The 16293-nt window shown below is 67.5% G+C and carries 9 protein-coding genes; 3 read left to right on the plus strand and 6 right to left on the minus strand.

Annotated features, from left to right (window positions below; translation table 11 throughout):
* Positions 1–9: 9 nt before the first annotated feature.
* Genes AiwAL_RS13695 through AiwAL_RS13710 form a run of 4 tightly spaced genes read right to left on the minus strand, consistent with a single transcriptional unit; the run spans position 10 to position 7283 of the window.
* Positions 10–1056 (minus strand): rhamnan synthesis F family protein, encoded by a 1047-nt coding sequence (locus tag AiwAL_RS13695; RefSeq protein ID WP_262312859.1) that lies wholly within the window; start codon positions 1054–1056, stop codon positions 10–12.
* Positions 1056–4181 carry a class I SAM-dependent methyltransferase gene (locus AiwAL_RS13700; protein WP_262312860.1) on the minus strand — a complete coding sequence of 1042 codons (3126 nt, stop codon included), beginning with the start codon at positions 4179–4181 and terminating at the stop codon, positions 1056–1058. Before AiwAL_RS13700 ends, AiwAL_RS13695 begins: the two co-directional genes overlap by 1 nt.
* On the minus strand, positions 4178–5923 hold the full coding sequence (locus tag AiwAL_RS13705; protein WP_235703073.1) for a methyltransferase: 1746 nt from the start codon (positions 5921–5923) through the stop codon (positions 4178–4180). Before AiwAL_RS13705 ends, AiwAL_RS13700 begins: the two co-directional genes overlap by 4 nt.
* Positions 5916–7283, minus strand: coding sequence for a UDP-glucose/GDP-mannose dehydrogenase family protein (locus tag AiwAL_RS13710; protein ID WP_262312861.1), 1368 nt, complete (start codon positions 7281–7283; stop codon positions 5916–5918). The genes AiwAL_RS13705 and AiwAL_RS13710 overlap by 8 nt, the downstream gene beginning before the upstream one ends.
* Before the next feature lie 175 nt (positions 7284–7458).
* On the opposite strand from AiwAL_RS13710, the gene AiwAL_RS13715 reads away from it, so the two are divergent.
* Genes AiwAL_RS13715 through AiwAL_RS13725 form a run of 3 tightly spaced genes read left to right on the plus strand, consistent with a single transcriptional unit; the run spans position 7459 to position 9934 of the window.
* Positions 7459–8637 (plus strand): hypothetical protein, encoded by a 1179-nt coding sequence (locus AiwAL_RS13715; RefSeq protein ID WP_262312862.1) that lies wholly within the window; start codon positions 7459–7461, stop codon positions 8635–8637.
* A 20-nt stretch (positions 8638–8657) separates the two neighbouring features.
* Entirely contained in the window at positions 8658–9335 is a 678-nt protein-coding gene (gene aat / locus AiwAL_RS13720) for a leucyl/phenylalanyl-tRNA--protein transferase (RefSeq protein WP_235703076.1), read from the plus strand.
* Entirely contained in the window at positions 9332–9934 is a 603-nt protein-coding gene (locus AiwAL_RS13725) for a hypothetical protein (RefSeq protein ID WP_235703077.1), read from the plus strand. The genes aat and AiwAL_RS13725 overlap by 4 nt, the downstream gene beginning before the upstream one ends.
* Here the strand turns inward: AiwAL_RS13725 and pbpC are convergent.
* Together pbpC and AiwAL_RS13735 are read right to left on the minus strand one after the other, a co-directional pair.
* Entirely contained in the window at positions 9891–11906 is a 2016-nt protein-coding gene (gene pbpC, locus AiwAL_RS13730) for a penicillin-binding protein 1C (RefSeq protein ID WP_262312863.1), read from the minus strand. The two genes, AiwAL_RS13725 and pbpC, sit on opposite strands and share 44 nt — an antisense overlap.
* Positions 11872–16161: an alpha-2-macroglobulin gene (locus tag AiwAL_RS13735; RefSeq protein ID WP_262312864.1), complete on the minus strand. Its 4290-nt coding sequence runs from the start codon at positions 16159–16161 to the stop codon at positions 11872–11874. The genes pbpC and AiwAL_RS13735 overlap by 35 nt, the downstream gene beginning before the upstream one ends.
* Between the last annotated feature and the right edge of the window lie 132 nt (positions 16162–16293).

Below are 16293 nucleotides of genomic sequence, written 5' to 3' on the forward strand. Positions count from 1 at the left end.
CTGCCATCTTCAGGGCGCGTCGCCGCGCAGCATGGTCCTGAGATCGGCGATGATCGGCGCGGGATCGACGCCGAGCGTATCGCGCAGTACATCCGCCCAGTCGCCGACATCCTCGACCCTGGTGGGGTTGTCACGCAGCAGTTCGCGCTTGATGAACGGGTAACCCGAAAGCAGCAGATGCCGCCACAGATCCGAGGTCGGATTGAGCGGCTTGCGCCGGGCGATCGCGTCGCGCAGGCGCAGAATATGCAGCCAGCGGGTCATGTCGATCGGGTCGTTGCGCATCGCGGCGCCGGCATCGGTATCGAGATATCCCGCGAGCTGGTCGCGGGTGATCAGCTTGGTCAGTGCCTCGTAGGGCCAGAGCACGGCGACCCTGAGCCCCGCCTTGATCATCGCCTGGGTCATGCCGACCTCGTATTTCCCGATGACATAGGCTTTCGACGGTGCCGGAATCACCTGCGCCCAGAATTTGCGGAACGCGGGCGAGCGGATCGCGCGCGGGCCGAAGGCCACGAAATAGGATTGCAGATGATAGCGCCGCTGCCAGCTTTCGGTCAGGCCCCAGACATCGACATGCTCGTAGTCGAGGCGCAGCAGCGTGGCCTCAAGCGGGCGCACCGGGCCGAACACGCTGTCGTTGACGATGATGATTTCCTCGGTCTCGGTGCGCGGCAGGTCGAGCGTTTCGATCGCATCGCGCCAGCCGCCGAAATCATAGCCGATATTGCGTCGTACCAGCACGCCGGCGCACAAAGTGAGCAGCCGCGCCTCGGCGGTGGGCTCGATCTTGCCGGCATTGGTGACGAACACCACCGAACGGCCGGATTCGGCGAGCTGCGCGATATAGGTGAACAGCGCCTCGCGCACCCGGCCGCCGCGATCCCAGTGCAGGAACAGAACCACTTTCGGGCCGAGCGTGATTCCCGTCGTTGGCTTGCTGGCGACCACCTGATGCGCGCTGCGCAGCCGGCCGAGTACGCCGGCAACGGCCAGGGTGACTGCCGCGCGGGCGGCACCGAACCCGAGTTTCAGTTTCCGCAGTATCGCCAGCATTATCGGTGATCCGTCATGAGTTCCTGCGCCAGATCCTCCGGCGCGCCGCGATAGCGGGCGAGCATCGCCCGGCCGAGCGCCGTGGCCTCGGCGGCGCGCGATGTCTGGTGCAATGCGATGATCTCGCCGCGCAGCGATTCCCAGAACAGAGCGGGCGCGGTTTCGCTCTCGGCCAGTTCCGCGGCGAAGCCGCGGCGGACTGCGGCGAAAGCGGCTTCGGCGCGATGCGGTTGTGCCGGTTCCTGCAGATCGAGCACGCCGAGCGCGAAACCCGCGCTGCGCATGCCTTCCGTGGCAGCCTTGGCGTAGTTCGCGAAATCCGGCTCGATCCGCCCGCGCAGCAGCGAAGCCGCGGCAAAATCGCCGCGATTGACCGCGGTGACGAAGCCGGACACCGCCAGCGCCTTGATCCTGGCCGGTTCGGCCGCGTCGCTTTCCAGAGTATCGAGCAGGGCGGCGAGCCGGTCGGTGTCCGCCGCCTCGATCGCGAAATGCGCCTCGGTCGCAACCAGATCGCTCCGGCTCGCCGGATCGAGGAGCGAAAGATCGATCGTCGCGATCAGCGGCCGGGCTTCGCCGAGCCGTCCCAGATGGATCAGCCGCAGCGTTGCCTGAGCCCGCGCATCGTTCCCGACCTCGCTGGCGAGATGAGGCAGACGGTCGAGCAGTGCCGGAACCTCCGCCGGATCGCCGGTCGCGAGAGCGAGAGCGATCAGGGCGATCGAGGCGTCGGCGCCGTCGGCATCCTCCGGCGCGGCGGCCCAGGCTTCGATCGGGGCTGCGTCGCGCAATGCAAGCGCCTCGTCGTAGCGGGAGCGATTGACCAGGGTGACGAAGGCGCCAAGCATAATTTGACGGCGGCGCTCGGCATCGATCGCGATATCCGCGATTCGTGCCGGTGCCATGGCGGGATCGCCCACGACAAGATCGAGAATCGCAATCCCGATCGTCGCGTCGCGTGCCGGCTCGTCGCCGCCGTCGCCGATCAGGATTTCGATCGCCTGTTCGCCGGCGAAACGCGCGGCCTCCGCATAGCGCGCGGCGTTGATCAGCCGCGAGAAGGCACCGATCAGGAAGGCGCGGCGCTGGCCGGCATCCATCGTGAGGCCGGAGAGCCTGGCCGGCACGTCCATCGGATCGCCGGTCGCGAGATCGAGCAAAGCGAGGGCGAGGCGGGCATCGCGTCCGGCATCGTCATCCCGTGCGACCGCGCGGCTGACGATATTCTCGGCATCCGCCATTGCCACCGCCTCGTCGTAGCGGGCGGTGCCGACCAGTCGGCTGAACGCATCGAGCAGGATCGCGTCGCGCCGCGCGGGCGGCAGGGCGAGCGGACGGATCAGGGTTGGGATGGCGGCGGGATCGGCGGTTTTTTCGTAGGCGATGGCAAGGGCGGCGCGCGCATCGGTCCCAGCCGCGTCGGTGCGCGAGCAGGCGAGCGGGATCACGCGTTCGGCGACCGCGATCGCCTCGTCATAGCGCGCCGCATTCACCAGCCGGATGAAGCCGCCGAGCAGGAGGTCGGGGACGACCGGATCGCTCGCGCCGAGCGCGTTCGCCATCGCGATCGCCTGGGCCGGGTCGCCGCCTTCGGCGAGCGCCAATTGGCCGAGCACGATATGGATGTCGCGCCGCAGATCGGCCGGCAGATCGGCATCGGGCAGACCGAGTCCTTCGGCGGCCCTGAGCGCGCGCGCCGCGCCGGTCGCGTCGGCATTGGTCAGCTCGATCACCCCGCGCCAAAGATAAATGCGGCGCGTGGCGTCCGTCTCACCGCGCGGCTTCAGGCCGGCGAGCAGTGCGACCGCCTCGTCATCCCCCGCCTCGGCACGGCCGATCGCCTGCTCGGCGCGGGCGCGGAAGGCAATGTCCTCGCTCATGGCATCGGTCAGCCACAAGGCGCGCAACGCCTCGACCAGAACGCCGGCCGCCTGTCCGGCAAGGCCGAGTTCGCGCACGACCTCCGCCCGCGTAGCACCCAGGCCGATCCGGCGCATCGCCTCGGCGTACATCACCGGGCCGAGATTGAAGGGGATCCGGTCCTTCAGAGCGGCAAGGCGCGGCTCGAGGCATGGTTCGGGGAGGGTTTCGATCGTCGCGAGATCAAGGCCGAAGCGCCGCCGGATCGCGGGGAACAGGAGGTCGCGCGCGGCCGCGGCGGCGGCGAAATCGCCGTCATTGGCGGCTTCGAACAGGGCACGGCCGAGCAGGCCGATGCCGGCATCGCTGACCGGATCCAGGTTCGCCGCGCGCCCATCGAGATAGGCGCGGAAGCGGCGGCGCAGCAAGGCAGGATCATCGTCGAGCGCGAGCGGCGCCATCGAGGCGAAGGCGACCACGGAATGGGCATCGCGGGTGACCGCGACATGCGCGAACCCGGCGGTGCGCAGCGCGTGCTCGAGGCTGCGCACGGTCTGGAACACCATGTGGATTTCGGGGACAAGGATTTGTTCGAGCGCTTCGTACGGGGTTCCGGGCGCGATCGCGCCGCCGTCCGGCGTGGTCAGCAGCACGACGCCATCCGGCGCGATCCGCGCCGCGATGTCACGCAGCAGCACACCGGGATGATCCATGTGCTCGATCACCTCGGTCGCGACGATCGCGTCCCATGGCAGCCCGCCGCTATCGTCGGCCTCGGGGAAATAGCCGACCCGCACCGGCAGGCCAAGCTCGGCGCGGCCGCGTTCGGCGAGCGGCGAGGGGTCGATGCCCATGCCGGTCCAGCCGAGCGCGTGGATCGCGAAATCGAGGCCGAAGCCGTAGCCGCCGCCGATTTCAAGGAAGCGCGCGCCGCGCGGTTTGGCGATTCGCGCGATCGGGGCGGTGACCGGCCAGAGCCCGGCATTCTGCTGGATGTAGAATTGCGGCCAGCCGATCACCCGTGTCTCTTCGTGATGATAGTCGGGCAGGCGCATCGTCTCGTAAAAGCGCGCGTCGCAATTTGGGCAGGCATAGATCGCGCGCCGCATCGGCGCCATTTTTTTGGTGCCGGTCCAGCGCACCAGCACGAGAAGCGGACTCGGGCCGGCGGCGCCGCAATTCGGGCAGGGTCCCTGGTGAGGGGCGCCGTCGCTCCAGTCGAAGGTGAGACCGCCGGGTTCGGCGGCGGTGGACAAGGCGCTCAAGCGAACAGCGCCGGCACGCGCTTGCGCAGCGCCTCGGTCAGTTCGTCGCGCCGCGCCCAGAGCGAGTGATACCAGTCGATCCGTGCGCGCAACTGATAGGCCAGCATGCGTTCGGCGGCGATGTGGGCGCGCGCCGCCTCGGCCAGACGCTTCGCCGCCTCGGGATAGGCGAGCAGGCGCAGCAACTGCATGCGCAAATGGTCCGGCGAGCGGAACAAGAGGCCGGTTTCGCCGTCCCGGATGCTGGCCTCATAGACCACCGGGCTCGCGAGGGACACCACGCGCGCGGCGCTCGCCTCGATGAATTTGAGGTCGGATTTCGCCCGGTTGAACGCGGTGTCGGCGAGCGGCATGAGGCAGATTTCCGCCTCGCCCAGGCGCTGCATATAGGTCGCGTAGTCGCTGGTCGGGACGAACTCCTTGTTCGCGGTGTCGAGCGCGTCGAAAAAACCGCGATCATGCAGCACCAGCACGTTGAGCCTGGCACCCACCGCGCGCAGCACCTCGTTCAGCACTGGCATATAGGGCGCCCAGTCTTCCTCGCGGTTCAGCGCGCCGAAGAACAGGGTCATCCGGTCTGGTGCTGCGAAGTTGCGCGGCTCGGGCAATTCCACGATCGCGTTGGGGAAGACCGCGATTTCCGGGTTGTATTCGGTCAGTACGGCGGCGAGCGCCTCGGTGCTGGTCTGCACCGCGTGGGCCGCGCTGAAGGTGAGGAGATCCTCGGTCGCCACGCCGCGGCCTTCGAGAAATCCCGGATGGTCGTCGAATTCGGTGACCACCAGATAGCCCTTGTCGATCAGCGCGCGCACCCGCCCGAGGCCCGGCTCGCCCAGCAGAAGCGGGCGGTGCAGCACCGCGATGTGCGGCGCTTCTGGCATGAGCAGGGCGATTTCGGCTTCCGGGCGGATCGCCGCGAGCACCGAGGCGTCGCTCGCCAGTGCGCGCACCGGCTCGATCACCCGCACGTCGGACACGCCGCCGACCGGCGGCAGCATGGTCGTGGCGAGCACGAGGCGCGGCCGCGGCTGTTTCTTGGCCCGCCAGACGAACTGGATCGGAATCGCGCGGTTCAGATATTCGGCGGGATCGACGCCGATCGCCTTGAGTGCGGGCGTCATCGCCTCGACGAAGCGGGTCGCCTCGGTCGGGTTGGTGAGGCGCGGGCGCACATCGCAGAGAGCGAGACCGGCCTGTTCCAGCGCCGCCGCCATCATGCGCGGGGTAAACCAGCGCAGATGGGTGCGGTCGAGCAAGCCTTCGTCCTCGTAGTCGAAGCTGCCCTTCAGCAGGCGATAGACGATGCTCCAGTTCTCCACGTTGGGAAAGCAGACGAGCACGGTGCCGTCCGGGTTGAGTTGCTCCGCGTGGCGCGCGAGCACCGCCCATGGATCGGCCAGATGTTCCAGGATGTCGCCATAGATCAGGCAGTCGATGCCGTCCGGCAGGTCGAAGGGCAGGGGATCGGACTGAACGTCGCAATGCGCGGCTTCGGTGAGCCGGGTCCGCGCCAGGGCGATCGATTCGGGGTGGGTATCGACGCCGAGCACCCGCGCGCGGGGATTGCGCCGCCGGTATGCGGCGCCGAGCGCGCCGCCGCCGCAGCCGATATCGAGCACGGTGCGCGCGGTGAGCGGAATCGCGTCCAGCAGGTCGGGATTGGCGAAATCGGGATAGGCGCCGATCATCGGAAGCCCGTTCGGGTCCAGGCGGACTTGCTGAGGCGCGGTCACATCATCCATGCTCGACTTCCCTGTCCAATTCGATTTTTTGCGGGGCGATTTTTCGCGGGGCATGGCCCCTGCCCACCCCATGATACACGAATCCCGCGTTGCGCATCGCGGCCGGATCGAAGATGTTGCGCAGATCGACGATGATCCGGCCGCGCATCGCGGCGGCGAGCCGCGCGGGGGCGAGGGCGCGGAATTCGTTCCACTCGGTCATTACCACCAGAAGCTCGGCACCCTTGATCGCCTCAGGCGCGCTGGCGGCGTAGCGCACCGAGGCCGGGAGCAGCGGTTTTGCCGCCTCCATCGCCGCCGGATCGTAGGCGACGATGTGCGCGCCGGCCTCGGCCAGGGCCTCGATCGCCGGGATCGCCGGCGAATCGCGCATGTCGTCGGTTCCCGGCTTGAAGGCGAGGCCGAGAACCGCGACGCGCCGGCCGCGAAGCTCCGTCCCGGCGGCGTCGATGATCCGGCGGCCGAGCCCGGCCTTGCGCGCTTCGTTCACCGCGACCACGGTTTCGGTCAGCCGGCTCGGCGCGCGCGCGTCCTGCGCGATGCGGGCGAGGGCGAGCGTGTCCTTCGGAAAGCACGAGCCGCCGAAACCGGGGCCGGGATGCAGGAATTTCCGGCCGATCCGGCCATCGAAGCCCATGCCGCGCGCGACGTCGTGCACGTCGGCGCCGACGGCTTCGCAGAGATCGGCCATTTCGTTGATGAAGGTGACCTTCATCGCGAGAAAGGCGTTGGCGGCGTATTTGATCAGCTCGGCGGTTTCCAGCCCGGTCATCAGGATCGGCGTTTCGATCAGGTTGAGCGGGCGGTACAGCGCGCGCAGCACCGAGCGGGCGCGCTCGGTCTCGGCGCCGACCACCACCCGGTCTGGCCGCATGAAATCGCCGATCGCGCTGCCCTCGCGCAGGAATTCGGGGTTGGAGGCGACCTCGACCGCGAGATCGGGCCGCAGCGCGGCGGCAAGCTGCGCCAGTTTCCGCCCGGTGCCGACCGGCACGGTGGATTTGGTGACCAGGACAGCCGGATGGTCGAGCGAGGTCAGGACCTGCTCGGCGGCAGCGAAGACATAGGTGAGATCGGCATGGCCGCCGCCCCGGCGCGACGGGGTGCCGACCGCGATGAACACCGCCTGAGCTCCGGCGATCGCCGCGTCGAGCGCGCCGGTGAAGCCGAGCCGGCCGGCGGCGCGGTTGGCGGCGACCAGTTCCTCGAGTCCCGGCTCATAGATCGGCATCACGCCCGCGCGCAGCCGGTCGAGCCGCACCGGATCGGTTTCGGCGACCATCACCTCGACGCCGAATTCCGCGAAACACGCCGCCGACACCAGGCCGACATAGCCGCCGCCGATGATCGCGATCTTCAACCCGGTTCACTCCCATCAAGCCAGCCCGGTTCTTCTGGCAAGCCCCATCCTCGGTTGCAAGCCCCGCCGGCCCCGTCCGGCATGATGGCCCTGCCGCGTCGCCTGTAACATTCAGCAACAATCCGCAACTTTTAGCTACTTGATACGACATTATTCGCAAATTAGGTAGTTATTGATGTCTAAGCCTCGGATTTTGCGACAATCGAGATGGAGCAACCTGATCGGCAAAGCGGGAGCCGATCTCCTCGCTTTCACGATCGGGCCGGCTTTGCTGCGCCTTTCGCTCGGGCGCCGGCCCAGCACGGACGAACGCGGTGCGTTCCGCCGGGCGCTGCGCACCCGCTATATCGACGATGCGCGCGAAATTCCGCCATTGATCCGAGGGCTGCTGGTTTTGCCGGAGGCGCGCCGGATCATGCGTCTCGCGGTCGGTCTCGCCTGGTATCATGAGCGCTGCCGCGGCGGCGGCGACCCGTTCGCGGACCGGGTAACGCCCTTGGGCGTACCGGGCGTGCCGGATCTCACCGGCAATCTGTTCACCGCCTGGACCGGGCCGAAGCTCGGCTTCCTCCATTTCGAGAAATGCGGCGGGATCGCGGTGATGCGCTGGCTCTCCGAACAATTCCACCCGGATCAGATCGACCCCGACCCGGTTCGCTCGATGCCGCCGCATCTATGGTTTCGCGCACCGTGCGGGCTCAGCCGCGACATCGCGCGCTATCCGCTGCTCTGGGGTCACTACGGCCTGCCGGCGCTGGAACGGATTGACCCAGAGCGGTTCATATTCACCTTCCTGCGCGATCCGCGCGCGCGGATCGTTTCGCTGTACAATTACTGGCGCAGCGTCGATCCCGCCTTGCTCGACCCCGCAGAGGGCAATTTCACCGTGGCGGCGGCGCACCGGCACGATCTGCTCGGTTTTCTGCGCGGGAGCGATCCGTTCATCGTCAATTATCTCGACAATTTCTATGTCCGGCGCCTGACCGGACGCTATCGGACAAGTGCCGCGCACGATCCGCTGCATGCCAATCCGCGCGTTGCCCTGACCGAGGCGATCGCGGCCCTGGACCGGATCGGCTTCGTCGGAATCACCGAACGGATGGACGAGAGCGTGGCCCGGCTGGCCAAGGCGATCGGTGCGGTGCCGCCGGGCGGGAAGGTGCGCGGCAATGTCGCGGCGGAGAACCATACCGACCCGAGCGGCTGGTTCCGTGCGGCGCCGCGCGCCGAAATCACCCCCGAGGTCGCGGCGGAACTCGATCGACTCACCACCCTCGATCGCGCGCTCTATGCCGAGGCGCTGGGCCGGTTCGACGGCAGGCGCGGCCGCGCGCGCGTGGTTGCCGCCGCCTGAAATCCGGGCGATCATGCCACATGACTGTGCGCGACCGTGTGCTGAATGCCGACATGCTGCTCCGCGCCTATCGACTTGGGCTGTTTCCGATGGCGGAGACCCGGCAGTCGCAAAGCCTCCATTTTCTCGATCCCGAGCGGCGCGGCGTGCTGCCGCTCGACGGGTTTTATATGCCGCGCCGCCTGTTCCGCACCTTGCGCACGACGCGGCTGCGGATCGTCGCCGACCGGGATTTCCGGGGGCTGATCGCGGCCTGCGCGCAGCCCCGCGCGAACCGGCCGGAAACCTGGATCAACGCGGAAATCGAGCGCCTGTTCGTCGAACTGCACGATCTCGGCCACGCCCATAGCGTCGAGGTGTGGGATGGCGGGCGGCTGGCCGGCGGCCTTTACGGTCTGGTGATCGGCGGGGCGTTTTTCGGCGAAAGCATGGTTTCGCTGACCCGCGACGCCTCGAAACTCGCCCTCGCGCATCTGGTTGCGCGGCTGCGTCTGTGCGGCTTCGGGCTGCTCGACACCCAGTTTCTCACCGACCATCTCGCCCGGTTCGGCGCCTACGAGGTCTCGAAGGCGACCTATCACGCCTTGCTGGCCGAGGCGGTCGCGCTGCCGGCGCGCTGGGTGACCGAACTCGATCCTGCCACAATCGCGCGCGAAATCGAGACGATGCACAGAATCATTCAGGAGGACCAAGCATGACGATCCACAATACCGCAGCTCTTGCTGCCTTCCTGCTCGCGATGGGGGTGGCGCATGCGGCGGCGGCGCCGCGCCTGATCCCGGACCATGACGCGATGGGCGTGTATCGGATCAGCCAGCCCGGAAAGCCGACGCAGACCTGGCGGGTGCGATATCTGGCGGCGAGCGAACGGGTGCGCGCGGTCAGCCTGTCCGGTCAGGCGGCGGGAACGGCGATCCTGCTCGACCTCGCTTCGGGGGCAGCGAATGTGGTGCTGCCGCAGATGCATGCGGTGGTCGCGGTGCCCGGCCTGTCGGCGATGATGCAAAAGGTGATGGACAATCGCGGCGCGCATTTCACCAGGCTGGGGCAGGCCACCATCGCCGGCCGAGCGTGCACGCGCTATCTCGTGCTGAAACCCAAGGGCGACGGCAGCGCCTGCATCACGCCGGGCGGCGTGGTGCTGCAGGCGACCGGGAAGAACGATCATGGGTCGGTTGCCGTGCAGGCGCTGTCGATCACCAACGCGCCGCAACAGGCCGCCGCTTTCACCCCGCCGGCGGGCTATTCCAGCATCACCCTGCCGCCGCAGATGCTGGCGCAGTTGCTGGGCGGGTGAGCCGGGGATTGCCGACGCGCAGGGTGCGGGTGATCGCGTCGCCTTTCGCGTCCAGGATGGTCAGGTGGTAGAAGCCGGGGCCGGGAGGCTGCCAGTCCGCGCTGCGCAGAGCGGGGATGGACGGGAGCAGCCGGTCGTCGATCATGAAGTTTAGCGGCCGGTCGCCGCCCATCGCGCGCAGATGTACTGGCGGACCGACCGGCAGGATGGCTTTCGGCGGCGGAAACAGCAAAGCGAGCTTCGGCCGGGCGGCGGAGACGAGGGTGACCGGCGGGTGCGCGCGGCGCATCGGCAGCGGCGCCGGTTTCAGGAAACCGAAGACATCGGCGAGGACCGGCAAGGCGGCGAGGGCGGATTGGTTCGGCAGAGCGCCGCCATCGGGTTCACCGATCCACACGCCCGCTACATAACGGCGATCGTACCCGATCGCCCAATTATCGCGATTGCCGGCACTGGTGCCGGTTTTCCAGGCGATTCCCGCGGGGCCGCCGCCGGGGAACGGGCGGGTGAGAATGCCCGTGATGCTGCGCGCGATTGCCGGCGAGATCAGGCGGCGCCGGTTGCGCCGCTGCCCGGCGATGAGATGGAGGGGCTCGACGGTGCCGTCGGTCGCGAGTGCGGCGTAAAGGGCGACGAGGCGGCGCATGGTGATGCCGGCGCCGCCGAGCGCGAGCGGCAGGGTGGGCGCGACACCACGCGGTAAGGCCAGCGGCGCGCCCGCGCTCGCCAGATGCGCGGCGAATTTTGCCGGGCCGAAACGGCGCATCAGCGCGACCGCGGGCAGATTGAGCGAACGGCGCAGCGCGGTGGCCGCGGTGACATCGCCCTTGAACGCGCCGGTATAATCGTCGGGTGCGTAGCCGCCGAAATCGCGCGGCAGATCGGTGAGCAGTGTGCTCGGGCGCGCGAGACCGTCGGCGAAGGCGAGGCCGTAGAGAAACGGTTTCAACGCCGAGCCCGGCGAGCGGATGGTGCGCGTGAGATCGAGAAAGCCGGCGCGGCGCGGATCGGTCCAGTCCCCGGCATAGATCGCGCGGATCGCACGGGTTTTCGCGTCGGCGACGATGATGGCGAGGCTTTCGGTGGGGGCGAGCCGGCGCAACTGGCCGCGCGCGAAGCGGGCGATGGCGGTGTCGAGCGCGCCGTCGATCGTGGTGCGGGCGCGATCCGGCAGATGATCGGTGATTTGCGGGGAGAGGGTCAGGAAACGATGGCGGCGGCGCGGCACCGGCGTTGCCTCGGCGTGGATCAGGGCAGCGCGGGAAATGACGCCGAGCGAGGCGGCTTCGAGCAGGATGCGGTTGCGCGCGGTCAGCGCGGCGCGCGGATGAACCGCGGGGTCGAGCGCGGCGGGCCGGCGGCACAAAGCGACGAGGAGCGCCGCTTCGGCGGGGCTGAGCGTCGCGGGCGAGTGGCCGAACCAGGCGCGCGAAGCGGCCTCGACGCCGACGATATTGCCGCCGAACGGGGCGAGCGAGAGCCACATGCCGAGGATTTCGGCTTTGCCGTCGTGCTCGTTCAGCGCGATGGCGTGGAATGCCTCGCCAATTTTGACCTTCAGCGTGCGCGGCGCGGGATGCAGCAGGCGGGCGACCTGCATGGTGAGGGTGGACGCACCGGAGACGACATGGCCGGCGGCGAGCATCTGCACAGTTGCGCGCAGAATCGAGAACGGGTTGACGCCGGGGTCGAGATAGAAATGCCGGTCTTCGGACGCGATCAGCATGCGCGGCAGGAGCGGGTCGACTTCGGCTTCGGTCGTCGGGAGTTTCCATTCGCCGCGACGGTCTTCGAAAGTTGCGATGGGGTGGAAGTGGCGGCCGAACACGACGCGGCTCCGATCGTGCAGCCGCGCGAGGTTCGGCGGGAAGAGCCACGCCGCGCCGAAGACGATCGCGACGGTGACGATCGCCGCGGTCGTCCAGCGTGTCAGTGGGTCAGGGATGCGTCTGGCCACCATTGGTCGGGGCATTGGGTTTCGGCGGAATTTGACCCGGTGCGAGAACCGCGACGCTGCCGCCTTCGGTGCGCCCGTAGACCATCGGGTGGAACATGTCCGACAACGTGACGCCGGGCAGGGTGAACCGGCCCGGCGTGACCGCGCGCAGCATGACCGCGACGCGGAATTCGCGATCGACGCCGTTATCCTCGCCGAAGAAATTGGACTCGTGGGGCGCGAGATCGAACGCGGCTTCGTAGCGATCGTCGGCGGCGGCGCGGATGCGCGGATGGCTGAGCGTGCCGAGCCAGCGCATGTGGCTGACCTTGCCGCTCGAGATATTGCCGGCGAGTTCCCAGCCGGCCGGCAGCCCGGCATCGACTACCGCGCGATGCGGGGCGGAATCCACCGATCGTCCGCTGATCACCATGATGAAAACCGTGTTCTGCGCGAGATTGGAAGGATCGAGCTTGTCGCCCGACATCGTGTAGAAGCGGCGATCGACGATCATGCCCTGCCGGGCGGCGGCGGGTGGTTTGGCCGGAATGCCGGTGGTCGCGACGCTGACCGCGAGCGGGGTCGCGGCGAGATTGTCGATGCTGACCGGCGATGTCAGCTTTTGGCTGATCGCCTTCGCCGATTTCATCTCCCGCGTGCCGATGCGGAAATCCATCGGCGGCGGCGGTGCGCCCAGAATGCCGTTGGCGAAGCAGGCCCAGGCGAGTTCCTGCGCGTTCAGATCGTCGACACTGATTCCCTTGCCCGGAAGATTGGCGCGCAATTCGGGGATTTTATCGCGCAACAGCCCGGTTTGCGCGATCACCGCCGGAACCGCCCAGGCGTCGCGCAGCGGCGAGCCGAAGGCGTTCTGCCAATCCCGATCGAGGAACCACCAGTCGCCGGTGAGCCGGTTATGGATGGCGAGTGCGGCGTTCAGGGCGGCGCGGGCGTGGTTCGGTTCGCCGATATCGTTCAGCGCCGCGCCGAGCTGCGCGCGGGCGAGCGGCATGTGCAGCGCATCGACATCCTGTCCGAGCAGGCGGATGGCGCCGGCCGGTGGCCGGCCCGCGAGGCCGAGCACATAGGTGGCATAGATTTGCGAAAATCTGCCGTGATTGCCTTGCACAACCTCGTTGTGCAGCCAGGCCAGCGCCTGATCGATCTGCACGCCCGGCACATAGACACCCGCCTTGCGCGCGCGGAGCAGGAACTCGGTAGCGTAGGCGGTCAGCCATGGTTCGCTGAAATCATGCGAGGACCACAGGCCGAAGGAGCCGTCGAAGCGCTGGAGATCGAGCACCTGCTCCACCGCGCGGGCGAGCCGCCCGGTCGGGTCCGGTCCCGCGACCGGTCCGCGCAGCACGGTGAGCGGCAGGCCGCGGCTGACGCTTTGTGCAAGGAACGGCAGCGTGTTGGCGGCAAGCGCCTGCATGTATTCGGCCGGATCGAAGGGCAGCGTGTTGCCGAAAGTGACGGTGGACTGCACCGAGCCGGGATAGAGGCCGGACTCGTTCAACCCGATTTGTTGTGTCGCTCCCGGTTTGATGCTGGCGGCTGCGAGTCTGGTGACCGGCGCGCGTGCGGAATGGACGGTGAGCGTCCAGTGCCGTTTCAGCGCGTAGTTCGGGCCGGTGAGATCGAGGCTGATCTGGCCGGTGCCTTCGGCGTTCGACGCGGCGAGCTGGAACGGCACGACATGGCGCGTGCCGGGTTTGAGGTCGAGCGTGGTGCTGGTTCTGCCCTTGAACGCGAGCGGGCCGGTTGCCGCGACGGTTGCGGTGAATTGCCCGTCCGGCAGGTCGAGATTTTGCAGCATCAGCCCGACATTGGCGATGTCGCCGGGGGCGAGGAAGCGTGGCAGCAGCGCGTTGGCGATCACCCGGTCGCGCACGATGATATCGGTATGCGCGGCGCCGACCGCGGTTTTGGTCCAGGCTACCGCCATCAGCCTGATCTGTCCGTTGAATTCGGGGATATGGAGGGTGATTTTCGCGACGCCGTCGGACCCGGCCCGCACCGGACCGGCGAACAGCGAGACGATGCGCTGCGGGATCGGTTTCACCGCCGGCCCGAAATTGGCGCCCGCGCCGTTTTTCAGCAATGCGGCCTGCCCCGATGGCGGCAGGAGCAAAGCGGCGTAATCGTCCATGATGCCGACGCCGAGCCGCCATTTGCCGAAGAAATGGCCGATCGGGTCAGGGTTCGGGAAGTCCGTTAGCTGCAATATGCCTTCATCCACGGCGGCGAGGGTGACATAGGCGCCGGGCCGCGCATGGACATCGACGGTAATGTCGTGGCCTGGGCGGTATAGTTTTTTCGTCGGGATCGACACGTCGATCTTTCGTCTGCCCGGTTTCACCGCGAGCCAGGTGAGCCCGACCGCGCGGGAGGGCTGGCTGGTCGCGTCGGGTTTCTGGAACGCCTCGACGATCGCATAGGCGCCCGGACCCCAGGCGCGCTTCACCGGAACGTCGAGCGTGGTGCCGCCGTTCGGCAGGGTGAAATTCCGCATCGACAACACGGCGTTATTGGCGATGACCAGCGTGGCGGGGCCATGGAATGGCGCCGTGACATGGAGCTCGGCGGTATCGCCGGGTGCGTAATCCTGATGGTCGGACGAGACGGTGACGCGCTGCGGCACTGCCGGGTTGGCGGAGGTCGCGAAGCCGGAATAGAAGATCACCGAACTCGCCGCGAAACCGCCTTTCGCCTGCACCACGCGCAGCCGGTAGCGGCCCCAGCCGAGCACGGGCGCGGTGAAAACCGTGGGCTTGTCGGCGGCCAGGGTGATGGTCCTGGTTTCGACCGGGCGGTCGATATGGGTGATCGCCCAGCGCGCGGCGGAACCGTTGAAATAGATGTGCCATTCGATCTCCTGACGGACCAGGCTGATGGTCACCGCCATCTTCACTTGACTGCCCGCTGGGCCGATTGCCACGATGTTGAAACCTGGCGCGATTTTGTTGCCGACGGTCTGGCCGGCAAAATTTTCCTTGATGCCGATCAGCGGCCTCGCCGGGGTTATCGGCAGGGTGATCGCCGAGGTGACGGCGCGGCCCGAAGGATCGTTGATGCTGACCGACAATTTCGCCTCGATCGCGCGCGTGGTGTCGGGCGGGCTGGTGAGGTCGATCGGCACCGAGGTGTTACCGCGCGGGCCGGTTTCGGGAAGCGCGATGCGGGTGAGTTTGGATTGGAAAATCTCGTTCTGCAGGCCGAAGGAATAGCCGCGCCATTGCGGAAACGGCTGGTTATCGGCGATGAGGCGAAGCGTGGCGTTGCCGGTCAGTTTCGAACCGGGCGCGCCGTAGAGGAATCGCACATTGAGCGGCCAGTGGTCGATCTTGCCTGGGGTAAGCGGGTGCGACCGGCCGAGCGAGACCTTGAGCTTCGCGGGGACGAAGGCGGCGACGGTGAATTGGCGGCGGGCGAGCGCGGGTTTGTGTGCGCCCAGGGCGAGGCTGACCGACCAGTTGCCGGCCTGGGCCGCGCCGGGCAGTTTCACCGGCAACGCGATCGAATCATCGTCGGTGCGCGGCGCCACGCGGTCGAGATAGACCTGCCCTGCCGGGCGGCGGATGATGACATGAAGCGGCAGGTCGAGCGGCGTGTCGCGATCGGTGCGGTAGAGGGCGGCGACATGCACGGTTTCGCCTGGCCGGTAGATCCCGCGATCGAGCCAGAGATAGGGATCGATCCGGTTCGGCACCGGCCGGCCGGAAATACCGCGATCCGAAAGATCGAGCGGCGAGCCCGTCAGATTGAAAACGGTGAAATCGCCGTCCGGCCCGGTGATATGGAGTGCTGCGGGCGATTGTCCGGCGATGCCGGCGAGCAGAGGACCGGCGAAGCTGACGATGCCCTTACCGTTGGTTTTTGCCGAGGCGAGAATCGCGTTATCGGCGGCGATCAGATTGACCGTGACATCGGCATAGGGTTGCGCGCTGGTGAATTTGCGAATTTGCACATTCATGCCGTTCCAGCCGCGCCAGACGATGGGCGCCATGTTGGTGCGCAGCACGAGCTGGACGGTGTTCAGCGCATAGGCATCCGGCAGGCCCGGACCGGGTCGGATCGCGATGGCGTAGAGGCCGGTTTTCTTCATCACATCCGGCAGGGCGATGACTGAATGGATCAGTCTGTTGGAGACGAAGTTTTGGATTTTCGCTTCGCCTTTCCAGATCGTCTTGCCGTAATTGTCGCCGAGTGACGATTGATATTCGGTGGGGTTGAACAGCGGATGATTGCTGAAAAATCCGGTCAGGGAACGTTCGGCGATGCGGCTCAAGACTCCCCTCATTTTCACACTGCCCCGAAAGTCTCGGCGAAGACGGGCAGGTCGGCGAGCATATCGGCGAATTTCTGGACCAGTGGCAGCAGGCGAGGCTCCGGCATGGTGGGGATGAGTTCGTATAGCATG

This window comes from Acidiphilium sp. AL (assembly GCF_025499445.1).
GTDB lineage: Bacteria > Pseudomonadota > Alphaproteobacteria > Acetobacterales > Acetobacteraceae > Acidiphilium > Acidiphilium iwatense.